This is a genomic window from Streptococcus sp. SG1 (genome assembly GCF_030439935.1).
Taxonomy (GTDB): domain Bacteria; phylum Bacillota; class Bacilli; order Lactobacillales; family Streptococcaceae; genus Streptococcus; species Streptococcus gordonii.
Genome location: NZ_JAQFJC010000004.1, coordinates 1 through 22,010, shown reverse-complemented (window position 1 = coordinate 22,010; position 22,010 = coordinate 1). Strand labels below are relative to the sequence as shown.

Genomic DNA, 22,010 nt, shown 5'->3' with positions numbered 1-22,010 from the left:
AAACCATCAAATACTCATCTTGCAACTCTTTATAATTAGGCTAGATACTCCTTCAACGCTTGAACTTTATCCGTTTTTTCCCAAGGCAGATCAATATCTGTCCTACCCATATGGCCATAAGCAGCTGTCTGACGATAGATTGGACGTTTCAGATCAAGCATTTGAATGATACCTGCCGGACGCAAATCAAAAATCTGACGAACAGCTTCCTGAAGCTTGCTTTCTGCAACTACTCCAGTGCCAAAAGTATCGATACGTACAGAAACCGGCTGAGCCACACCAATGGCATAAGCTAGCTGTACCTCTGCTTTCTTAGCCAGTCCCGCCGCCACGATATTTTTAGCAATGTATCGAGCTGCATATGAAGCTGAGCGATCGACCTTGGTTGCATCCTTACCAGAGAAGGCACCGCCACCGTGACGAGCATAACCGCCGTAAGTATCCACAATAATCTTACGTCCAGTCAAGCCAGAGTCACCTTGCGGGCCGCCAATTACAAAACGTCCGGTTGGATTGATGAAAAATTTTGTCTTATCATCCAGATACTGGGCAGGAATAACAGCTTTAATCACCTTTTCAATCACGTCACGATGAATCTCTTCATTGGTCACTTCTGGGTCATGCTGGGTCGAAATAACCACCGTATCCACGCGCACAGGCTGGCCATTTTCATCATACTCAACAGTCACTTGTGACTTAGCATCTGGACGCAGATAGCCAATCTCTCCTGATTTGCGCAACTCTGCCAATCGACGGACTAGCTTATGACTGAGTGAGATAGGCAATGGCATAAGCTCCGGTGTTTCATCCACTGCGAAGCCAAACATAAGCCCTTGGTCGCCAGCACCGATCAAGTCCAATGGATCTTGATCTGCATTCCCACGAACCTCTATAGCTTCATTGACACCCTGAGCGATATCTGGCGACTGCTCCACCAAAGATGGATGCACACCGACGGTCTCTGCCGAAAAGCCATACTCTGTATTGGTGTAGCCAATCTCTGCAATTGTATCACGAACCACACGGTTAATATCTACATAAGCTGTAGTCGAAATCTCACCAAAAACATGAACAGAGCCTGTATAAACAGCTGTTTCAGCAGCCACATGGGCATCTGGATCCTGACTCAAGACGGCATCCAAAATAGCATCGGAAATTTGGTCTGCAATCTTATCGGGATGTCCCTCCGATACAGACTCAGACGTGAAAAGTTTACGTTCTGACATAGAAATGTCCCCCCTTAAAAAATATTGTTATAGAGTTACAAAGTACTGATAGGTGTTTCTATTGTCTAAGAGTTACGACGCGAAAAAAATAAAAACGATACCTTTTTATTTCCGAAGCTAGTAAGGCGCATGGGTGTCCGAAGTATAGCGGCAACCGTAGAATGACGAGCGACTTTGGAGCCGTCATTGTTTGCGAGTTACAAAGAACTGATAGAAGTTTCCTACCATCTTATCGGGACTATATAACTTTTTCATTATAACATAATTTACGCTAACACTCCTTTGTTTAAAAAAAGAAAAAGGTATAGACATAAACTATACCTTTTTAAAATTATGAATCTGCTGTTTTTAGCAAACCAATCCTGATTAGAGCTACGATTACAATGGGTACAATCAAAAAGGGCGTAAAAGATGTACCAAGTATCAACGCACAAGAAAGTTTGTACGGAACCATTAATAGATAAAGATATGACTTCGCGCCATATCATCTCTTCTCTTCTTTAGCTACTAGCGTTCCAACCAAAACAAGAACTGCGAAAACAAAAGGAGCTATTTGAAAAAGATGCCAATCAGGATCTCCTGCACAAAGAGCTGAAATCAGGTAAATACCTGAACTTGCATATAGTAAACCTTTCCTCCCATTAGTCATCCCAACCCTAGTTAAAAAAGTTGCAATAAAAAAACAAATTAAGCTAGGGCCTAGAAAAATCAACAAGACAATTCCCCATGGTAAAGCTATACTAAAAAGTGACACGAAAAGAATCAGATAAATGATCGATGAGAAGAAGGAAAATGAAAGAAGAGCCGATGTATACTTGATCTCTTTTGAATCTTTTACCACTTGTTCTGACCCATTTGCTTCATCAATAGATTGTTTTTCTTCAATCTTCTCCTTATTTTTTTCGTTATCTATCTCTGGACTTATTTCATTACGCCTTTGACTTAACTCCTGGTTTATCTCTTTATTTGACATTTGATTGATCCATCCTACTGTTATATTTCTTTAAAAAAACAAAATACTCTTTCATATTTTTCTATATCCATTATACTCTATTCTTTAATTATTTTCAGTATAAAAATCAAGTATATCCATCTTCTCTCAAAACAATCCAGCATCTAGACAAACATCTTTGTCTAGATCAGTTACTAAAATACAATCTTTTTGGCAGTCCTTATAAATTTTTTCTATCAGACCGATAAAATATACATATTATTCAAACAGTGTAATTGATGATAAAATGACTCTATTAAACCGATAAGTTCAGGGACGATTTTACTTTCCTGACTTAAGGGAGGGGAGGAATTCATTTTTGGATTGGTCTATTATCGAACAGTACTATCCACTATACCAGCAGGCCTTCTTTTTGACTCTGCATATCGCAGTTTGGGGGATAATTGGTTCATTTCTTTTAGGCTTGGTTGTTAGTATCATCCGACACTACCGTGTTCCCGTTTTGAGTCAGCTAGCTACTGCCTACATTGAGCTATCTCGAAACACGCCACTATTGATTCAGCTCTTCTTTCTGTATTTTGGGCTACCTAGGATTGGTCTTGTCTTGTCTTCAGAAGCTTGTGCGACAATCGGTCTCATTTTCTTAGGCGGATCTTACATGGCTGAATCCTTCCGTAGTGGCTTGGAAGCTGTTAGTCAAACCCAGCATGAAATTGGTCTCTCTATTGGTTTGACACCAAGACAAGTTTTTCGCTACGTTGTTCTTCCACAAGCGACTGCTGTAGCACTTCCTTCCTTTAGTGCCAATGTTATTTTCTTAATCAAGGAAACCTCAGTTTTCTCTGTAGTAGCTTTAGCAGATCTTATGTATGTGGCCAAGGACTTGATTGGACTCTACTACGAGACAGATATCGCCTTGGCCATGTTGGTTCTTGCCTATCTGCTCATGTTATTGCCAATTTCACTTCTCTTTGGTTGGATAGAAAGGAGATTACGCCATGCAGGATTCGGGAATCCAGGTACTCTTTCAGGGAAATAATCTCCTTCGTATTTTACAGGGCTTGGGAGTCACAATTGGTATTTCAGTTATTTCCGTTCTATTATCCATGATCCTTGGTACTTTTTTGGGAATCATCATGACTTCTCAATCTAAAATCGTTCGTCTACTGACTCGATTTTATCTAGAATTCATCCGAATAATGCCCCAGCTCGTCTTACTCTTTATTGTTTACTTTGGGTTAGCACGTAACTTTAATATCAATATCTCAGGCGAGAGTTCAGCCATCATTGTCTTTACTCTTTGGGGAACTGCTGAAATGGGGGACTTGGTTCGAGGAGCAATCACTTCTCTACCCAAACACCAGTTTGAAAGTGGCCAAGCGCTTGGTTTAACCAAGTCTCAGCTTTACTATTATGTCATCATTCCACAGGTTCTAAGACGTTTACTACCACAAGCCATTAACCTGATTACACGTATGATCAAAACAACTTCGCTAGTCGTTTTGATTGGTGTTGTAGAGGTGACTAAGGTCGGCCAGCAAATTATCGATAGCAACCGATTGACCATTCCTACTGCTTCTTTTTGGATCTATGGAACCATTCTTGTTTTATATTTTCTTGTCTGCTTCCCTATTTCCAAGTTAGCGGGTCATTTAGAAAAACACTGGAGTAATTAGTATGTCTGAAACGATTTTAAAAATAAGGGACCTTCAGAAATCCTTTGGAGACAATCCTATCCTTCAAGGTCTTTCACTTGAAGTTAAAAAAGGTGAGGTAGTCGTGATTTTGGGCCCATCAGGATGTGGCAAAAGTACACTTCTTCGTTGTATTAATGGCTTAGAAAATATTCAAGGAGGCGATATCCTCTTAGATGACCAATCCATCACAGGCAATCAAAAGAACTTTCATCTTGTCCGTCAGAAAATTGGAATGGTTTTCCAAAGCTACGAACTCTTTCCACACCTAGATGTTCTGCAAAATCTTATTTTAGGACCAACAAAAGCCCAGGGACGTAAGAAAGAGGAAGTCATTCAGGAAGCCGAACAACTACTGAAACGTGTTGGACTTCTAGATAAAAAGCATAGCTACGCAAGACAGCTCTCTGGAGGTCAAAAACAACGGGTGGCAATTGTTCGTTCCCTTCTCATGCATCCTGAAATCATCCTTTTCGATGAAGTAACCGCCTCTTTAGATCCTGAGATGGTACGAGAGGTGCTAGAATTAATTAATGATCTTGCCCAAGAAGGACGCACCATGATCCTAGTCACACATGAAATGCAATTTGCTCAAGCTATTGCTGATCGAATCATTTTCTTGGACCAAGGACAGATTGCTGAAGAGGGAGATGCTCACTCTTTCTTTACCAATCCTAAAACAAAAAGAGCGCAAGAATTTTTAAACGTATTTGACTTTAGCCAATTTGGCTCATATCTATAAAGGAGACGATTATGAAACTAATTAAATCAATTTTAACTGTAATGACACTTGCCCTTGCTCTAGTCTTTATCACAGCTTGTGGTGCTAGCAAAAACTCAAATGCATCAAATTCTAAGGCTCGGACCATTGATGAAATTAAGAAAAGTGGCGAGCTTCGTATCGCAGTCTTTGGAGACAAAAAACCTTTTGGTTATGTTGATAATGATGGTTCTTACCAAGGATACGATATCGAACTTGGAAATCAACTTGCCAAAGATCTTGGAGTCAAGGTTAAATACGTCTCTGTTGACGCAGCCAACCGTGCAGAGTACTTGATCTCAAACAAGGTTGATATTACACTGGCAAACTTCACTGTAACAGATGAACGCAAGAAACAAGTTGACTTTGCGCTTCCTTATATGAAGGTTTCACTTGGAGTCGTTTCTCCTAAAGATGCCCTTATAAAAGATGTTAAGGAACTTAAAGGAAAAACTTTGATCGTGACCAAAGGTACAACAGCTGAAACATACTTTGAAAAGAATCACCCAGAGGTTAAACTTCAAAAATATGATCAATACAGTGACGCCTACCAAGCTCTGCTTGATGGACGTGGTGATGCCTTCTCAACGGATAACACTGAAGTCCTAGCTTGGGCTCTTGAAAACAAGGGTTACGAAGTTGGTATAACTTCTTTAGGTGACCCTGATACTATTGCTCCAGCCGTTCAAAAAGGAAACAAAGAACTTCTTGACTTTATCAACAAGGATATAGAAAAGCTTGGTAAGGAAAACTTCTTCCATAAGGCTTATGAAAAAACTCTTCACCCTACCTACGGCGATGCAGCTAAAGCTGATGATCTTGTTGTAGAAGGTGGTCAAGTCAAATAATCAGTAAGATCGTAAAAAGACTCTATCGAAATGATAGAGCCTTTTTATCTTAAACAATAACTAGGATAGTCACTTTTTAAATAAAATCTGTTTCCGCTATGGCTGACTTCACTTCCTCTAAAGGCAGGTGCACTAACTCCACTTCTTTCTCTCGATACAAGTACTCAGCATACTCGTCAATCCGATACTGATTGATATATACTACGCGCTTGCATCCAACCTGGAGCAACTGCTTGGTACAGTTGAGACAGGGAAAATGAGTTACATAGGCAGTAAATCCTTTTGGAACACCTCGTTCAGCGCCTTGTAAAATAGCATTCACTTCAGCGTGTAGGGTCCTTACGCAGTGGCCATCGACTACCAAACATTCGTGATCAATACAATGTTCTGTTCCTGATACGGAGCCATTATATCCCGTAGAAATAACCTTGTTGTCTTTGACCAAAACCGCTCCTACTCTTGCGCGCTTACAAGTCGAGCGATTGGCAATCAAAAGAGCCTGTGCAGCAAAATATTCATCCCAAGCTAATCGTTTTGTTTCCATTTCTTTCTCTTTTCTTTACTAGATATTTTCTTGAACCATTAAAGGCAAACCAAGAGAAGCAATCTTTTCAGCTGGCACTTTCATGCCTTCTTTGATCCATTTTGACAGGACAGAAACCAAAGCTGAGCTCCAGAAAGAATTAACGTAGGACGAAGCATCTTTCTTGGACTCTTGACCTTTCTCTAAAAAGTTAAAAACTGCTTGCGTCAAGTGTTTCTCTAAATTATACTCAACAGCTAAACGAATGAGATGCGCTTCCTTCTGTGCCTCTTTAAACAGAGCAAGCCATACTTGGTAAAGCTCCGTCTTAAAATCAAACTGAGCCATTTTTTCCATAATATTATGCACAATCTGGCCGAAAAGCTCCTCTAGAATCTCTTCTTTTGAGCTGTAGTTTCGGTAAAAAGACGCTCTGGATACGCCAGCACGGTTTACTAACTCAGAAATAGTGATTTTAGCCAATTCTTTTTTTTCTAATAACTGTAATAAGGAAATTTCCAAAGATTCGCGAGTTAAACGATTGGATTCCCGATTGGAAATCGTTAGGTTTTCAAGAGATTTTTTGGACATTTTACGTTCAGGCATAACAGTTTCTTCCTTCTTGTCTCATCGGATATCAATAGCTTTCTGGAAAAAGTCTTTCATGATATAATTGTAAAAAAAGACACAATCTTTGTCAATGTATAATTATAGGAACAAGGGGATTAAAAATGACTTGGAAAATCGTTAGTGACTCTGGATGCGATTTTAGAGAATTAAAAGACCTGGCTTTGGACACAAATTTTGAAAATGTCCCACTAACCATTCAGGTAGGCCAGGAAATCTTTATTGACAATGCAGAACTAAATATTGACTTAATGATGGAAAAAATGTATGCTTCATCAACTGCTTCAAAATCTGCTTGCCCAAGTCCAGATGACTATCTAAAAGCATTTGCAGGAGCTGATAATATCTTTGTTGTCACTATTACTGGAACCTTATCTGGGAGCCATAACAGCGCTCAGGTTGCTAAAAAGCTTTACCTTGAAGAGCATCCGAATGTCAATATTCATGTGATTGATAGTTTATCGGCTGGAGGTGAAGTTGACTTGCTTGTTCAAAAGCTCAATCAGCTAATTAGTAACGGCCTTTCTTTTGACGAAATCGTGCAAGAAATTACAAACCACCAATCAAAAACCAAATTACTTTTTGTCCTGGCCAAAGTGGATAATCTGGTTAAAAACGGGCGATTAAATAAGCTGATTGGAGCTGTCGTAGGCTTGCTCAATATTCGTATGGTTGGGGAAGCTGGGCCACAAGGGACCTTAGAACTATTGCAAAAGGCTAGAGGTTATAAGAAGTCGTTGTCTGCTGCTTTTGAAGAAATCATCAAGGCCGGTTATGCAGGAGGTGAAATTATTATCTCTCACCGCAATAATGATAAATTCTGTCAGCAATTCTCTGACTTAGTCAAGGGAAAATTTCCTAACGCCCAAATTCAAGCTATCCCGACATCCGGCTTATGTAGTTTCTATGCAGAAGAAGGCGGATTATTAATGGGATATGAAATCGGCTAATAATGAATCAACTTCCTAATATTTAAATCAAAAGAGACCCTAGTCTAAGGGTCTCTTTTTGATCTAAAAAGTTAGGCTGTTTGAATCATATAGAAAATGAGGGTTAAAAAGAGAAGAATACTAACAATCAAAAGAATAACTTTTTTAAAAAAATTTGTCTCCCAATAACCTGACTTACCAATTGTTGAACGAGTTTCGCTGAAAAACTGTTGGTTTTCTCTAGGCAAAGAAATAACCAATGTAATTAAAATAAGAGCAAGTAAGATAGTCAGAATAAGTAATAATTTTTGCATTTTATTTCCTCAAGGCTCCAATCAATGTAAAAATCAGGCCAATCAAGATCATCAAGCCCAAGACAATGACAAAAACCTTGTTGAGATTTTCTCCCAGGCTGGCCTTTTCTTTCTTGGGCTTGCCATGCTTAAGCTCATCTAACCGTCCCTCAATATCCTTATGAAATAAATCTTTTTTAGCCATGCTGACCTCCTAACAAACTTTGGAGAGTCTCCTGATAAAGACTGACTGGTACATCGTTGGCATGTCGGCCTTGAGCTTGCAAGGCTGATCGCATCTGCTCAACACCAGATAAGGCTTCTTCCAAAGTTGATGCCAGTTGAGCTGGCTGGCTACTGTCAAAAATATGCTCTCGGGCAATGTAGCGCCTGTCATGCAGGGTCTGCTCAAAGCCTAGGATCAAGAGATTGTTCTCAAAAGCCTTGCGCACTGCCTGCAGGACCTGACCACCGTGATTGATATCCAGATAAATATCTGATTCCAAGTAGAGCTGATCGATCTGCTTGAGACTGGCATTTTGATAAAGGACGACATTCTTATAGGACAGCATAGACAAGAGCTTAGGCGACATTTCCGTAAGTGCTGCAATACGAAAGACTAGCTGCGGCAAGGCTTGAACCAAAGCTTCTAAGCCCTCAATCTGATCTGAATGGGTCAGGATTAAGGCATCTTTTCGTAGATAGTTATCCCGCTTGAAGTCATAATGATAGCCCAGATGCAAGAACTTCTGCTGCTGGTCAGTCGCTGCCAGACTCATGGCCTTTTCATAAGTCGCCAAGTCTGGAATGACAATGGTCTGCGCCCGCAGCTGACTATTTTCCAGAATTAGCTGCATATTGCCCGGAAGCTCGTCATACAGAGGCTCCTGCCAAAATAGAATATCCTGCCCAGCTCGGCCTGTCAAGCTGTGGGAAACTAAGAAAGAATAAGCCAGAGAATTAAAGAGAATGTGATCCAAGTCAAAGTCGAGCCGCTCTAAAAAGAAACGGATAAAATCCACTCGGCTTTTAAAAATCCGCAAGGGCTCTTGGTCCAGGGTCAGGATGATGTCACCGGTGGCGTGATTTTCCACGATACGCTCCTGACCATCAGTGCTGTAATAGGTCGTGTTGAAAGCCTCCTGGCCTGATTTATAGGCTGTTTTGGCAAAGCAACGGCCTTGCTTATTATAGCGCTCACTCAGTCGCAGCTGGCCTTTTTTATCCAGCCAATCCACCTGCTTGACCAGCCGGCCTCTGGCCTGACTGGCATAGTGAATCCGTGCTCTTTCTTCTCCCATGTCACTGACACGCGCCGCCTGATGGTCGCCTGTGATTTCCCAGAAAGGGGGCACTGGCACTTGATTGAAAAAGAGCGGATGATCTACTCCCTCTTCATCCCCTAAAAAATAAGTATAGGGGGAGATCATGTCGTCCGGCAGATAGCCATTGGCCTCAATGACAATGGTCGGACAGGCATAGCCAGCTGCAAGGAGGGAATCATGCAGATCCTGGGTTTCCTGATTGTAATAATCAAAGAGCTGAATCATCTCTAACCTCCTTTAAAAGCTGGGTCCAAGCCGCTTCAACCCGGCTGGTCAAATAATTCTCGGCCACTTGATAAGAGTGTTGGCTCATCTCCTGCTGGCGCCCTTGGCTAAAGAGAGCTATTATTTTCTCCACAAAAGCAGCAATAATCTGGTCCTCGACATGATTGGAACTAACCGGTAGCAGATAGCCATTTTTACCATCAACGATAAAAGTCTTATTGCCATAGCGGACATCAAAGCCGATGAGAGGCAGACCTGATCCAACTGCTTCCATGAGCGTTAAACCAAAGCCTTCGCTGGTTGAAGCCGTCAGATAAAGCTCATAGCCTGCATAAATCTGGCTCAAATCTGCATGCCCTTTGAGCCGAATGTAGTCCTGAGCTCCCGATTCCTCAATCCTGCGACGCAGCTTGTCCTCTTCGCTCCCCTTACCATAAATATCCAGAGTCAGTTCAGGCAACTGGATATGGGCTTGGACAGTCGCTGCCACTAGCCAATCGATATGCTTTTCCGTAGCAAGACGCGAAGCCGTAATCATGGAGAAAGGCTTGCGAGGCTCTTTGGGATAAGTCAGTTGGTCCAAACTCCCCACCGGTATGGTGACAATCTTGGGCTGCTTGTCCGAGTAATGCTGGAACTGCTGCTCTAGAATCATTTTCTGAGCCTCTGTTGCCACGATGAAGAAGTCCACCTTGTCTGCATTGGTAAACTGGTAGTCATAGAAATTGTTCCAGAGAATGTAGTCGTCGCTGCTGGCATTTTCACTGAAATGCTCCGCATGGACCACTACTCCCAGCTTAGCCTTCTGGCTCTCTTCAAAGACAACCTGACCAATCCCTGTCTCCCTATCCAAGATGACCACATCATCTGCCTGCAGCTGCAAACACTGAAGAAAATAGCGGACCAGCTCAGCCTTGGAATAGAAAATCCGATCTGGAAAGCGATAAAGCTCTTCCTGACCATCCTCTATCAGCATGTCATAAGCAACACTGCCGTCTTCATGGTAGAAACGGCGCTGGTAGAGAGTTGCGGCGTCTTTATGGGGCGCGAAGTATTCACTGGCATAGCGGACATAGGAGAAATAATCCTTGCGAATCAATCTCCCCCGCGAGACATACTCCACATGCTCCACAAAGTCCTGGTCTTCCTGTCTCAGATAGCAAGTGATAAACTGATCATCCTGCGGATAGAAATAACGGACAATCTTGCCCTCTTTCTCTGAGCGCTCTGGCTGACCTGCAACTTGAGCCAGTACCTGATCTAGCGTCACAGTCGTCGGTGCAATCTTGATATCAGTAAAATAGTTATAAAGCCAGATAATCTCCTCATCCAGAAAACCAATATTTTCCGTCAAATGCTGAATATTATCCGCTAAAATCATATCCATAAAGATAAACTTAGCCGGCTGCTGTATTCTTCTTAAAATCTGAGCTCGATAAGCTTGGGCATATTCTACACCACTACTTGCCCAGCCGATGCCTAAGTTGATGTTATATACTGTCATATTTTCCTCATCCTATGGGAAGTACATTACGACCTCTCCTTTGGGGTTGAGTGCCAATTCACTCATTAAAAGATTCTTAACAATTTGGTGTTTCATTCGTTCTTTCATATATTCAAAACCATCATAAGCTTCTTGGTAGTATTCTACCAAAGGATTTTTCATAGAGAAATGTTGACCGCTCAAGGCTGTCCTGAGTTGCTGCAAATAGTCTACTTGTTCAACCCAGTTCTCATCAATCGCCTTAAGAATAGCTAAATGCTGGAATTGACTATAAAGCTTGTCCGACTTAAGATAGCTTTTCTTTGCCAATAATTCCTGCTCAGCAATGGCTTGAAGAAGATGAGAGACTTCTTTTGGTGAGTGAATATCAAACTCCTGGGGAATTCTTTCAGCCCGGTTGCTAAAATGGTGCAAGATAAATCGATAAAAATCTGCCCTATTTTCAAAACTTTGTTCATAGGCAACTTGTTGAATGACATAATCAAGCACTCGATTGATTTCCTCTTCCATCTCATTTGTATCTTCAAGTAAGCGATTGCGCTCCGCATAGGTCAGCTCTCGCTGAATCTTCATACTTTGAGCATACTCCAAAGTCAGGCGCCGTGATAATTTAGCATTGCCCTCACTAGCTTTTTGTGCTTTGGAAACAAGTTTTTTAAAGCGCCTTTGCTTAAGCAAGATAGGGTTGTTCTTAAGATCTTCTGGAGAATAATCTCGATAAAAGTTTTTTATCCAATCTGGTCCCCATTTTTTTAGTAAATCATCTTCTAAAGAGATGAAAAACTTACTGATCCCCGGATCACCTTGCCTGCCTGAACGGCCACGAATTTGTAGGTCAATTCTATGGTTTTCCATTCTTTCAGTTCCAATAACAACCAAGCCACCTAGATCAGCTACTCCTGGACCTAATTTAATATCTGTTCCTCGACCAGCCATTGATGTCGCTACAGTCACTGCACCAAACTGACCTGATTCAGCAATCATCTGTGCTTCCCGAGCTGCATTATTGGCATTGAGCAGATTATGAGCAATTCCTTCTCTCAATAAAAGAGAAGAATAAATCTCAGACATCTCAACAGAACCAGTAAATATCAAAAGAGGATTTCCTTTTGCATGATAATGCTTTACTTCATCCAGTGAAGCAAATACTTTTTCAGGCAAGGTTTGATAAATCTGATCAGGATAATCTCTGCGAATGACAGGACGATTTGTCGGAATCTTAATGACGGACATAGAATAAGTTTCCAGAAATTCACTTTCTACAACTTTTCCAGTCCCGGTCATACCTGAGAGTTTTCGAAAGAGTTTAAAAAGATTCTGATAAGTTATGGAGGCCATGGCACGTGTTTCCTGAGTTAGTTTAACATGTTCCTTAGCCTCAATCGCCTGATGCTGGCCTCCTTGAAGACGGGTTAATTCCATAAGGCGACCGGTTGCACGGTCTAAAAGAACTACTTCTGCTTCATTTTTACTTTGTCGTACCACATAGTCTTGATCTTTTTTATAAACCGTATGAGCTCTCAATGCTAGATTGAGATGACGAACCAATTCCTGATTTTCTTTGGAAAAGAGATGGTTTAATCCTAAAAAAGACTCCGCTTCTCGAATCCCTTTTTGGGTCAGCCAAACTTCATTCTTCTCATCGTCATAACAATAATCCTCATCTTCATAAAGAGTTTGGACTAAAGTGTCCATCATATCATAAAAATTTGACTGAACACGTGGAGCGCCAGATATAATCAAAGGAGTTTGCGCACTGTCTAAAAGAATAGAGTCAATCTCATCTATGATGACGTAGTTAAATTCTCTTAGAAATTGATTCTTTTTATTCTCGGCTAAATTTTCAATCAAATAATCAAATCCTAAAGCACTATTGGTTGTATATAGGATATCGGCCTGGTAGATCCTACGTTTCTCCTTGGTCTCCAAAGGCTTGGATTCATCCGCTCTCACGGCTGTCTCAATTGTCAGGCCTAAAAAACGGTAGACAGGCCCCATTTCTTCCGCATCTCGCAAAGCCAGATAGGAATTAGGAGTGACCAACATAGCTCCTTGTCCAGACAAGGCATTTAGATAAAGTGGCATAGTCGCTGTCAAGGTTTTACCTTCACCTGTCGCCATTTCAGCAATATTTCCCTCGTGGAGGACAATTGCTCCCATGACTTGGACATCGTAAGGGAACAATCCTAAAATCCTTTTATCCGCTTCTCGAACAACAGCATAGGCTTCTGGCAAAAGTTGATCCAAATTTTCCCCATCAGCTAATCTCTTCTTGAATTCGACAGTTTTTTTCTGTAGGTCTAAATCTGACAGACTTGACATCTCTTTTTCAAAACTCTTAATTTTAGCTAGAATTTTCTTTAAGCGCCGAATATGAAAAAAATTTTTAACCATTTGACTCCTCTAAAATTTCTTCAATTCTTAAGTAACGAAACTCAAAAGACTCAACACCCGCACTAAGAAGCTGTACTTTATAGCTGTAAGCTTCTTTAGGGTAAGTAAAAGTCATTTTATTCGAACGCTCTACATGATTGCTAACCTCTCTATTATAACAATCGAAAAAAATAAGTTTTAAAAAAACACTTTCGGAAGGGTAGGAAGTCATATCTCTAGTCAAAGAATAAGATCTTCCCCTTTTTAGCAAAGGAAGGGAAGGAATCTGTCTATCTCCTTGATAGTTCCAACTGGAGGACCATTCATGAATCGTTTGACCAGAAGCCATTAATTTGTTTTCAAAATAGACCTGGTCAGGAGAATGAAATATGATGGTTGAACCATACAAGTAGGTGAAATCTTTTCTAGTTTTTGAGATAGACGCACCTCTCAATTCTCCCCAGTAAATTTCCTTATGTTTTTGAATCTTCATTTCTTTCTTCCAAATTCTTTTTCCAGTATGATGCGATGATAATTCATAAACCAATTGATCACCATAGTAGAATCGTCATTATGGCGACCTGAAATCCCATTGCTCATTAACTGGGTTTCAGTTGGATAGAGGTATTGTACTAAATCTTCGTAAGCTGTTGGATCATAGTCTTCTTCCTTCATGTAGGCCAGGCCAAAAATAGTGTGGCTTAAATCCGCCCTTTTAATTTTTTCCCAATAACGATTATCTAGCTCCATAACATTTTCTAGGTCTTTTCCTCCTGTATGATGATGAAGTATATCAAGAGCCATCGGAAAAACTTCTGGTAACTGAAGACGGCCTCGTTTAGCAATCGTTCCAAGATTAGCAAGTGGTTTACATAAAATAATTGCTCTAGGGCTAAAATCTGCCCCGTAATAAGCGGCGCCATAGGTTCCCATGGATATACCGGATAGGATTAATTCTCGTTCAGAAAAACCTAGTAATTCCATATGTTCTTGGATTATGCGTCTAATACCTTCTTCTAATTCATCGCTACCTAGATAAAAGACACCACCATCTAATCGCTGATCAGAAATCAAAAGAAAAGGGCAACCTAGACCTCTCATCATACCAAATCCTTCGAAGCCTTCTGCTCTACGATAGCCAGAAAAATAAACAACCAAAGGTGGCTTAAAATCTCCAGGATAAAAGAAATAATTGATTTCCTGCCGATGGATATCCTTTAAAATTTCACCTCCCAAAACAAACTTACCAAATTCATAGCGAGTCAAACGTTGGTGGAAGGCACCAATTTTTAAAGTACCAAAGCCTCTGGCTTCTAAAGTGATTCCTAAAAAGGAAGTGAAATCATTATCTAAAACAATGGCTTCCTGCATATCAGTTTCCGAAAAAACTGATTCTCTAACAAGATCAGCAGCCGAACCTTCCTGAATATTATATATTCTTAAGCGAAGTTCGCAGCTAAAGTCTTTTTCGTATTCAAGCCAAATTTCTACAGGATTTTTCTTGCTTGCTACAATATTATACTTCCAAGACACAATTGGCCTAAAGTCTGATCCAAAATTTCCTTCCAATTCCAAATTTTCATAGCCATTGTGACAAATCCTGCCCTTAAAACCTGGACTAACGACCATATCAAGAGGTGTCATCTTATCTCCATATTGTCCACGAAAAAGTGCCTTAGAAAGTTTTCTCAGTAAATTTGGTCTATCACTTAGATCTATCTGTTGAGCGCAGTATCGTTTAAGGAAAAAGGCAATCGGCTCTTGTATGGCTTGCTGCTTTTTACTGTAAAAAATAGTATAAGGAATAATTCTCGATTTAATCAAAAATAAATCTGGAATCAAGTCTAAATCATCTACAATAATGGCACTGAAATGGTTGATTTTCTCCATTTCCATAACTTTTTTGATAGCCAGCTGAGAGTGAGGAAAGAAATAGTACCAATCCATATTATCCGGGATTACCACTTCCTTGCTCCAATTGATGGAACCAATCTGTAAGATCTTCAGCTTATTTTTCATCTATAGCCTCCTTGAGCCACTTCTCCCACCGCTTAATCACTTGATGTCCAGTATTCAGTTTGATCTTTTCGATTGAATAAATCAAGGCCTGATTCCAATTTTTTAGCCCCTGCAAATAATAATCTGTAGCAACTGCAAGTTGAGAGATAGAGTCAAGAATATAGCCATTTTGTAAATGAGTCACATAGTCAGAAGCAACCAGATTGATCTGTGGAATACCAGCAGAGATACCGGCAATTTGTGTATAAAGATTAGGTTGCTGGCTTAAATCAATAATAAGACGAGTATCATCCAACTCTTGAATCAGGCTAAGCTCATCTGTAATGTTCCTAATCCTAAATCGGTATTCCAACTCTTGGTTTTCTGGCAAAGGGTTTTCTGCTTGGTTATTTTTAAAAGATTTTTTTATAAAATCTTTTAAATCCAAGTAATCAGAAATGAGTTCCTCTACTTTATTCTCCACCTGTTTAATACCCTCTTGCCATGCATTGTATACACCGATAACCAGTTCCGTGTCTGGATGCTGGGCTACATAAAACAGAACCTTAAAAATAGCATAGTCATTCAAAAGCTCACTAAGATCAATTTGATAAAAAATCTTTGACTCATGACGTTGTTGACTCTTTCCTAGCTGCAAACGTGTATCAAATGGAGACAAGTAATGAATCTTCTCTGCCTGAAGAGGAAAATGATTCTGAAGAGTCTCTTTGAAATCCATTCGATCTGTCAATACCAAGTCCACGTACTCCAAATCAGCTTTAAAATTCTCTATATTGCTTGCTTGATTACGTTCGTGAAAAAAACTGAGAATACTATGAGAATGTTGAGGTAACAGATCTAGCACTCCTTGATTAGCAAAAGGTTGTGCAGCGACTACAAATCGGCTGTCTTCTTCAACATTATGAGAAATATAATATCCCAGCTTCTCAAGAATCAAATCTGGCATGCATTCATACTCCAGCTTATCAAAGTCTTGAGAAAAGACTGGATTGACTACTACATGACTACTCTCAGTCTTTAGGTATTCTCGAATACGCCAAACACCATTTAGATTTAAATAGTCCCGGTATACTTCCTGACCATCTTCATAGTAGACGATACTAGAGACAAAGCCTCTATCATCAAAAATATTTAGCTTTTCCAGCTGATCATCCTTGAAAAATTTGATAAAACTGATAAAGCCTTCTACTCCAAACTCGACATGAGCATAAAGCTGTCCTTGCCTGCGTACGATAATCAAAAATGGAGTATAAATAAATTCACAATCATCTTCCCATTCAAGATCTTTGATTTGTAAAACCTGCATATCATTAGATTCTACAGCCTGGATCTCATCAAAAACTGAATAGTATTCCGTCTCAAAGATATCTTGGCGATGTAAAAAATAACGAGCATGAGGCATATAGGCTTGTAAGAGGAGTTTGACTGGCAGATTCTCACTATGAAAAATCCGAATCTGATGAATAGTATCATCAAACTCAAGCCTCTGCATAGATCGGTACCAGGGAATAATATCTCGATGCCAAACCCTCTTTCCACTTCCACTCCATGAAGGAATAAAATAATACATAGTTCCTCCTAGAACAATGAATGATAACGGTCATTAAGTGTTAAAGTATCTACCTCATCCTTAATAGAAAAGACCATGCCAATAAAAATCATAAACATACCAGGAATCATACCAAGCCTCATATAGCGAATATCCAAGAGGATCAGAAGCATTGGAAGACCAGCCACCAAAACTAGGTAAAGCGCTCCGACAAAGGCAAAATAACCTACAATTTTGTGAATATAACGACGGGTTGCTTCACCAGGATACAAATTTTCAATATATTCCCCACTCCTTTGCATCCGCTCTGCAATTTGGTCACTGTTAACATTAATAAAAGCAAAAGCCCAAGCCAGAATAAAAATAGTCAGCAGATAGAGAATAAACCAAGGTATCCCCCCCATCGCTAAGCTTAGAATCCATTCTTTCACCAGCCTATTATTTGGTTGGAAAAACAGAACTAGCATGAGGAAATACTGGGGAATGCTGACCAAAGTCATGGCATACATAATAGGAAGACCCCCAGCAGCATTCACTCGAATATCTAGGTAGGAATATTTTTTAAAACGATTATGGATATTTATCTTATTGATAGGTATTCTATACTTGGCTCTTTCAACTAGAACAGCAAGATATAGAAAACAAAGACTCAAAAGCCCTACTACAGCTAAAATAAGAGGAGAAATTTTGAGTTCTTGGATCGAAAGCCATATGTCCTGCGGAATATAGGAGATCATACTGACCATGACAATCATAATGGAACCTCCAAGCCCCATTGATGAATTAAGGTCAGTCAGCCAAATAAGAAAATATGTTCCCGCTATTAAGATCAAGGTATCCAGGAAGACAATCGTTCCTTGTCCAACTCCTGCCACTGTCTTCAAAGGCAAATTAAGAACTAAACCTAAGGATTGAATCAGAGCAATAGCTAGAGTCAACAACATCCTTCTCTTTTCTTGACTCTCCATAGAAAGTTTATTAAGTCCCAATCGTTTCGAAACAGTGAACATTTGCCAGATGAGGATAGACGACATCCAAGGGGCCAGTCCAATCGAAAAAAAAGACATACTCCTTAAATTTCCACCCATCAAAGCAGCTGCATAATTTAGTGTTACTGAATCTCCATTTAGTTTAGCTATACTCGAGACATCAACAAATGGAAGAGTCAACTTACTTCCCAAAACATAGATAAATACGAAAAGTAAGGTCCAAAGAAACTTTTTGAGAATAAGCGGTTTAAAAAATGACTTCACTCTGACTCCTTATGATGATGGCTTGAGAATTTTAGGACAAGACTTCCATCACCGCATCAATTAATACTTTTTTACTGAAATAGCCTTCCTTAAGCAAGAAAGAGAACTTTCTAACCCGCTCGACCATATCCTGATACTCCTCGACAGTCAGATTTTCAACGATCCGACTGGCCTCTTCCAAACTGTCTACGACAAAGCCCAGACCACGCTCGCGAATCAGCTCTGCATTGGACAGGTAAGAAGGGACGATGACCGGAATCCCAGCTGCCAGATAGGTGGCAGACTTATGAGAGATATTGAGACCATAGTATTCCGGCTCGTCTGCTGGATTATCCTCAACACCCCATACAAGGCCTAGACCGCCCTTGGACAGCTCCAAGAGCAGCTCTGGCCTGCTAACCCAGCCACAATAGCTGACATTGGCCTCTGGATTTGACTCTTCCTCAGGCGAAAAAATCTCTAGTGGCGTAGCATAAGACCAATTGATCAGATGTGGAAAACGCTCCACACTTCCTGCGAAATAGAGCTTAGGCGCAAACTGAGGCTGATGCAGAGGCAGATCATAGGGATGATCCCACATGCGCTGGATCAAAATCTTGTTCACAGTCAGCCCCTCTGCCAGAAGCTTGTCCCGCATCTGCTCAGAAGGAACGATGACCGCATCTGACTGATTGTACATATCGATATACTCCGGCATCAGATAGTAGTTTGACGGGAACATAAGTGGTGGCACATCATGGATAAAAGTAATCAGCTTGGCCTGCAAAATCTTGAGCTTGCTGATAAAGGCCTGGTCAAACTCCCGACCATTCCAAGTGGGCGACTGATAGATAACCACATCGCCATAGCCAACACTAGCCATGATACCGTCCAGACGACGACTGAGCTCCGACTGGCTGTCGCTGTAAATATCGTAAAAATAAAAACTCAGTTCATTGAAGCCCAGTTGCTTGGCTAGCTTGGTCACATCATTCTGGGCAATCAAGGCCGTACTCTGGCCAGACATACCGTATAGATTGGTAATATTAACTTTCATATTCTTTTTCTAATCTTCATTCCTGAGCCAGATTGGCAACAATCTGACTGTCATAAGCTTGGTCGTCTCTATACTCAATATCCTGATCGAAATTGTGCTCAGCTGTATGCTTGTGCGATAGCTTGATCTTGTGACTAGCTCCCATCTGGAACCACTCATACTCTGAGTCAATATGCCCAATATCCAGCGCCCGATAACCTTCCTGCACCAGATCATAGACCAAGACCTTAGCCGTCGGACCTAGCATAGTCAAAATCAGACGATTATCGGCATGCTCTCGAACAGCCTGCTTGATGGCCTCCAGCTTGCTGTAGGCATTGCGCGAAGGACAGATAATCCGCTTGATGGACCTAGCTCCATCAAAGAGGTCATTGCCCACACCAGACCGGGAAGTCAAGCCCTCTACGATCAAGAGGTCCTTGTCCTGCCATAGCTGCTTGAGCTTTGCAAAATAGCCCGCAGACGGTGTTTTATCTTCCAAGTCGATATAAGGACGGGAAATAAAAGTCGACCCATACCAAGGTGCCCGGCAAATTTCTAGATAATCTGCCAAATGGTGCTGCAGATGAGCTTTCCAAAAATTCTGGGCATCAATGGAATAGCGCTCTAGCCCTGTAAATACATCAGACAGACAAATCATCAAACGCTCATTGCTTTCCATAGCCATCATCTCTCTCAAACGCGCTGACAGCTCAGGGTCGTACTCCTGATAAGGTATACCACGACCTGCAATCAAATCCATCTCCCCATCTCCAAAACGAACCACTGAAGCACCTTTCTCCAAGAGATAATCCAGCGACTGGTCGATAGAGAGTACAGAAATCTGCCGCTCTTCAGGCTCGGCTAAGCCCAGCTTCTCAATAGCCTGCACCATGACTTCAGGGTTATCAGCTGGAAAGACTTCCTGCCCCTGCTGGCCATGGACTGTACTATCAAAGGCAAAGACTGGCTTGCCAGAAGACTTAAAGCGAGCAATAATATCTCCCACCTCATCGCCGGCATTGATATCCAGCAGCAGCTGAGACTTGGCTTCCAGCGACTCCAAGAGAGCCGGAATGCCCGCAATATCTGAACTGACGCTGACATTAGGATACTGGAGCAGACGCGTGATTGGCTCTGCCACCACTACTGGAGCCGCAATGTAGAAATGACAGGAAGGCAGGGCTTGAATCAAATAGTTGATATGCAACAGATCACAAGAGTAGGTGTAGACTAGGCAGGACAGACTAGAGTCATCTTCCCCCTCCACCATCTTTTGAGTCAGGGCTCCAACTGGCTCCTGTATATCCGACCAATCCAGTCCCTGATAGAACCACCAGACCTCACGATAGATAGACTGGGTGTACTCTTTCCAAGGCTTGCGTTCGGTCAGATAGTGAATTACAGGCGGATAGAGCCCTTTTTCTGGCTCATAGTCCGAAAAGGTCGTGTGCAGCGTAATGCAGTTATAAGGAAAAGGCAGCTCCAGCCAGCGATTTTCAAAGAACATATTGAGAATACTTTGGTCATCCTGAGTAACTTTATCATGTAAGTTATCAGTCATCTCAATCAATTGACCTGCAATATCGTTTTCTCTCCAGTAGTTCACATTAATTAGTAAAACACCTGAATTAAAAATCTGCTCGCCAAAATATACTTCTCCACCCAGATCTCTTACCGCTCCAAGCGGATGGGAGCCTAAATCAACTGCAAAAATTTCCGATAAATCACGTGTTACTACAATATCGCAGTCCAAATAAAGAGCTTGTTCTTCCTCAACAAAATCCGCTACAAAATAGCGCAGGAAAACTGTATAACTAATATCCGTTTTAAAATTTGACACCAGCGAAGCATCCACCCGAGCATTGACGATCGGGCAGTCCAGCTTGGCCAGCTTTTTTTGCATGCTGACAAACCACTCTGTTGGAAAATCATTGTTGATGACATAAAACTTTATAAAGCGATTGTGGCAGACGATGGACTTAATGGTGGTTAAAACTTGATTACAATCAGAAAAGCTGGCACAAATAACAACTGCTCGGTATTCATCATAGTTAGCCATACTTTTATTCTCTAACTTATCCACTTAGCAAACTTACTCCCTATACGATTACACCCTAATTAAATCTGAATCTCGAAAATTATTTGTAACTCTTTCACAACTGTAAAATCAAGAAATCATAGAGTTTTTTAGCAAAAATAGAAAGAGTTTTTAAATCTAGATTTTACTATATTTTTATGTCCATAATTACTTGCGATTTTCTTGATAATTACTTATCCAATTTTTAGTTGAATACATCAAGTACAAATACATCAAGCTATACTAGATATTATATAAAATATTGCTAGAAAAAGCTAGAATATCAAGGATTTTGATAACAAAATCAAAACAGGAAGTTCAAAAACTTCCTGCTTTAATTAATGTTTAATCCTCTGACTCATTTTTCTTCCTTTTCTTAAACGCCAATCCCAAAGCTCCTAACCCTAAAGCCAAAATGGATGCTTTGTTTTCAGATTCACCTGTTCGAGGAAGTTGTCCTTTAGAAATCCTATCATGCATTGATTGACTTGCTGAAGAAGATTGACTCTCAGACAGGCTCTGGCTAAGCGATTGTGAAGCAGACAAACTTTCAGAAAGACTTAGTGAATACAATTCGCTTTCATATATATCATTTAGCTGGCTGTGTAGCACAGATGTACTAATACTCAATGATAGTGACTCACTAACAGACATTGATTCGCTAACACTTACTGATGCATTCGTCGAAGCGGACTCACTGGCACTTACCGATGCGCTCGTCGATGCGGACTCGCTTGCCGATACAGATGCGCTCGTAGACGCGGATTCACTCGCAGATACAGACGCACTGGTTGAGGCCGATTCGCTCGCACTTG

At 40.8% G+C, this 22,010-nt stretch carries 20 protein-coding genes and 1 pseudogene; 5 read left to right on the top strand and 16 right to left on the bottom strand.

Annotation, left to right across the window (positions count from 1 at the left end):
* Window positions 1–35: 35 nt before the first annotated feature.
* Together metK and PCY06_RS04165 are read right to left on the bottom strand one after the other, a co-directional pair.
* The gene (gene metK, locus PCY06_RS04170; RefSeq protein ID WP_048779390.1) at window positions 36–1,226 is read right to left on the bottom strand and encodes a methionine adenosyltransferase; all 1,191 of its coding nucleotides are present in this window, start codon (window positions 1,224–1,226) and stop codon (window positions 36–38) included.
* A gap of 484 nt (window positions 1,227–1,710) precedes the next feature.
* On the bottom strand, window positions 1,711–2,199 hold the full coding sequence (locus tag PCY06_RS04165; RefSeq protein WP_048779387.1) for a hypothetical protein: 489 nt from the start codon (window positions 2,197–2,199) through the stop codon (window positions 1,711–1,713).
* Between the two features lie 337 nt (window positions 2,200–2,536).
* On the opposite strand from PCY06_RS04165, the gene PCY06_RS04160 reads away from it, so the two are divergent.
* From PCY06_RS04160 to PCY06_RS04145, 4 genes are read left to right on the top strand one after another with little or no spacing between them, the layout of a single operon-like run.
* A complete protein-coding gene (locus PCY06_RS04160; RefSeq protein ID WP_082307676.1) occupies window positions 2,537–3,217 on the top strand; it encodes an amino acid ABC transporter permease in 681 nt (226 codons plus the stop codon).
* Window positions 3,177–3,854: an amino acid ABC transporter permease gene (locus PCY06_RS04155; RefSeq protein ID WP_061586257.1), complete on the top strand. Its 678-nt coding sequence runs from the start codon at window positions 3,177–3,179 to the stop codon at window positions 3,852–3,854. Before PCY06_RS04160 ends, PCY06_RS04155 begins: the two co-directional genes overlap by 41 nt.
* 1 nt (window position 3,855) lies before the next feature.
* Entirely contained in the window at window positions 3,856–4,614 is a 759-nt protein-coding gene (locus PCY06_RS04150) for an amino acid ABC transporter ATP-binding protein (protein WP_061586258.1), read from the top strand.
* An 11-nt stretch (window positions 4,615–4,625) separates the two neighbouring features.
* Complete coding sequence (locus tag PCY06_RS04145; RefSeq protein WP_048774704.1) at window positions 4,626–5,480, top strand: cysteine ABC transporter substrate-binding protein; 855 nt, start codon at window positions 4,626–4,628, stop codon at window positions 5,478–5,480.
* 76 nt (window positions 5,481–5,556) lie between these two features.
* Here the strand turns inward: PCY06_RS04145 and PCY06_RS04140 are convergent, their stop codons facing one another.
* Window positions 5,557–6,024, bottom strand: a complete 468-nt coding sequence (locus PCY06_RS04140; protein ID WP_045502598.1) for a deaminase — start codon at window positions 6,022–6,024, stop codon at window positions 5,557–5,559.
* Window positions 6,025–6,042: 18 nt separating this feature from the next.
* Window positions 6,043–6,609, bottom strand: a complete 567-nt coding sequence (locus PCY06_RS04135) for a TetR/AcrR family transcriptional regulator (protein WP_105165148.1) — start codon at window positions 6,607–6,609, stop codon at window positions 6,043–6,045.
* Window positions 6,610–6,734: 125 nt separating this feature from the next.
* Here PCY06_RS04135 and PCY06_RS04130 point away from each other — a divergent pair, with 125 nt between their 5' ends.
* Complete coding sequence (locus PCY06_RS04130) at window positions 6,735–7,580, top strand: DegV family protein (RefSeq protein WP_301387069.1); 846 nt, start codon at window positions 6,735–6,737, stop codon at window positions 7,578–7,580.
* A gap of 71 nt (window positions 7,581–7,651) precedes the next feature.
* Here the strand turns inward: PCY06_RS04130 and PCY06_RS04125 are convergent, their stop codons facing one another.
* The 12 genes and pseudogenes from PCY06_RS04125 to PCY06_RS04070 form a co-directional block, all read right to left on the bottom strand.
* Window positions 7,652–7,873: an accessory secretory protein Asp5 gene (locus tag PCY06_RS04125; RefSeq protein ID WP_045773909.1), complete on the bottom strand. Its 222-nt coding sequence runs from the start codon at window positions 7,871–7,873 to the stop codon at window positions 7,652–7,654.
* Window position 7,874: 1 nt separating this feature from the next.
* Window positions 7,875–8,057, bottom strand: a complete 183-nt coding sequence (gene asp4, locus PCY06_RS04120; RefSeq protein ID WP_082307678.1) for an accessory secretory system protein Asp4 — start codon at window positions 8,055–8,057, stop codon at window positions 7,875–7,877.
* Window positions 8,050–9,402: an accessory Sec system glycosylation chaperone GtfB gene (gene gtfB / locus PCY06_RS04115; RefSeq protein WP_082307679.1), complete on the bottom strand. Its 1,353-nt coding sequence runs from the start codon at window positions 9,400–9,402 to the stop codon at window positions 8,050–8,052. Before gtfB ends, asp4 begins: the two co-directional genes overlap by 8 nt.
* Window positions 9,386–10,906, bottom strand: a complete 1,521-nt coding sequence (gene gtfA / locus PCY06_RS04110) for an accessory Sec system glycosyltransferase GtfA (RefSeq protein WP_125400162.1) — start codon at window positions 10,904–10,906, stop codon at window positions 9,386–9,388. The genes gtfB and gtfA overlap by 17 nt, the downstream gene beginning before the upstream one ends.
* Before the next feature lie 12 nt (window positions 10,907–10,918).
* Window positions 10,919–13,300 (bottom strand): accessory Sec system translocase SecA2, encoded by a 2,382-nt coding sequence (secA2, locus tag PCY06_RS04105; protein WP_125369830.1) that lies wholly within the window; start codon window positions 13,298–13,300, stop codon window positions 10,919–10,921.
* Window positions 13,293–13,772, bottom strand: a complete 480-nt coding sequence (asp3, locus tag PCY06_RS04100; protein WP_195916588.1) for an accessory Sec system protein Asp3 — start codon at window positions 13,770–13,772, stop codon at window positions 13,293–13,295. Before asp3 ends, secA2 begins: the two co-directional genes overlap by 8 nt.
* Window positions 13,769–15,298 carry an accessory Sec system protein Asp2 gene (asp2, locus tag PCY06_RS04095; protein WP_048774712.1) on the bottom strand — a complete coding sequence of 510 codons (1,530 nt, stop codon included), beginning with the start codon at window positions 15,296–15,298 and terminating at the stop codon, window positions 13,769–13,771. The genes asp3 and asp2 overlap by 4 nt, the downstream gene beginning before the upstream one ends.
* Window positions 15,288–16,868: an accessory Sec system protein Asp1 gene (gene asp1 / locus PCY06_RS04090; protein WP_082307681.1), complete on the bottom strand. Its 1,581-nt coding sequence runs from the start codon at window positions 16,866–16,868 to the stop codon at window positions 15,288–15,290. Before asp1 ends, asp2 begins: the two co-directional genes overlap by 11 nt.
* A gap of 8 nt (window positions 16,869–16,876) precedes the next feature.
* Complete coding sequence (gene secY2, locus PCY06_RS04085) at window positions 16,877–18,100, bottom strand: accessory Sec system protein translocase subunit SecY2 (RefSeq protein ID WP_045773902.1); 1,224 nt, start codon at window positions 18,098–18,100, stop codon at window positions 16,877–16,879.
* Window positions 18,101–18,131: 31 nt separating this feature from the next.
* Complete coding sequence (locus PCY06_RS04080; protein WP_045634950.1) at window positions 18,132–19,136, bottom strand: sugar transferase; 1,005 nt, start codon at window positions 19,134–19,136, stop codon at window positions 18,132–18,134.
* A gap of 16 nt (window positions 19,137–19,152) precedes the next feature.
* A pseudogene (locus PCY06_RS04075) lies at window positions 19,153–21,159 on the bottom strand (SP_1767 family glycosyltransferase); the annotation flags it as partial.
* Between the two features lie 381 nt (window positions 21,160–21,540).
* A partial coding sequence (locus PCY06_RS04070) for an LPXTG cell wall anchor domain-containing protein (protein ID WP_301387067.1) occupies window positions 21,541–22,010 on the bottom strand: 470 nt, incomplete at its 5' end.

Coding starts and splice junctions, on each gene's coding strand:
- metK (WP_048779390.1), bottom strand. CDS start 1,226: ATGTCAGAACGTAAACTTTTCACGTCTGAGTCTGTATCGGAGGGACAT.
- PCY06_RS04165 (WP_048779387.1), bottom strand. CDS start 2,199: ATGTCAAATAAAGAGATAAACCAGGAGTTAAGTCAAAGGCGTAATGAA.
- PCY06_RS04155 (WP_061586257.1), top strand. CDS start 3,177: ATGCAGGATTCGGGAATCCAGGTACTCTTTCAGGGAAATAATCTCCTT.
- PCY06_RS04150 (WP_061586258.1), top strand. CDS start 3,856: ATGTCTGAAACGATTTTAAAAATAAGGGACCTTCAGAAATCCTTTGGA.
- PCY06_RS04145 (WP_048774704.1), top strand. CDS start 4,626: ATGAAACTAATTAAATCAATTTTAACTGTAATGACACTTGCCCTTGCT.
- PCY06_RS04140 (WP_045502598.1), bottom strand. CDS start 6,024: ATGGAAACAAAACGATTAGCTTGGGATGAATATTTTGCTGCACAGGCT.
- PCY06_RS04135 (WP_105165148.1), bottom strand. CDS start 6,609: ATGCCTGAACGTAAAATGTCCAAAAAATCTCTTGAAAACCTAACGATT.
- PCY06_RS04130 (WP_301387069.1), top strand. CDS start 6,735: ATGACTTGGAAAATCGTTAGTGACTCTGGATGCGATTTTAGAGAATTA.
- PCY06_RS04125 (WP_045773909.1), bottom strand. CDS start 7,873: ATGCAAAAATTATTACTTATTCTGACTATCTTACTTGCTCTTATTTTA.
- asp4 (WP_082307678.1), bottom strand. CDS start 8,057: ATGGCTAAAAAAGATTTATTTCATAAGGATATTGAGGGACGGTTAGAT.
- gtfB (WP_082307679.1), bottom strand. CDS start 9,402: ATGATTCAGCTCTTTGATTATTACAATCAGGAAACCCAGGATCTGCAT.
- gtfA (WP_125400162.1), bottom strand. CDS start 10,906: ATGACAGTATATAACATCAACTTAGGCATCGGCTGGGCAAGTAGTGGT.
- secA2 (WP_125369830.1), bottom strand. CDS start 13,300: ATGGTTAAAAATTTTTTTCATATTCGGCGCTTAAAGAAAATTCTAGCT.
- asp3 (WP_195916588.1), bottom strand. CDS start 13,772: ATGAAGATTCAAAAACATAAGGAAATTTACTGGGGAGAATTGAGAGGT.
- asp2 (WP_048774712.1), bottom strand. CDS start 15,298: ATGAAAAATAAGCTGAAGATCTTACAGATTGGTTCCATCAATTGGAGC.
- asp1 (WP_082307681.1), bottom strand. CDS start 16,868: ATGTATTATTTTATTCCTTCATGGAGTGGAAGTGGAAAGAGGGTTTGG.
- PCY06_RS04080 (WP_045634950.1), bottom strand. CDS start 19,136: ATGAAAGTTAATATTACCAATCTATACGGTATGTCTGGCCAGAGTACG.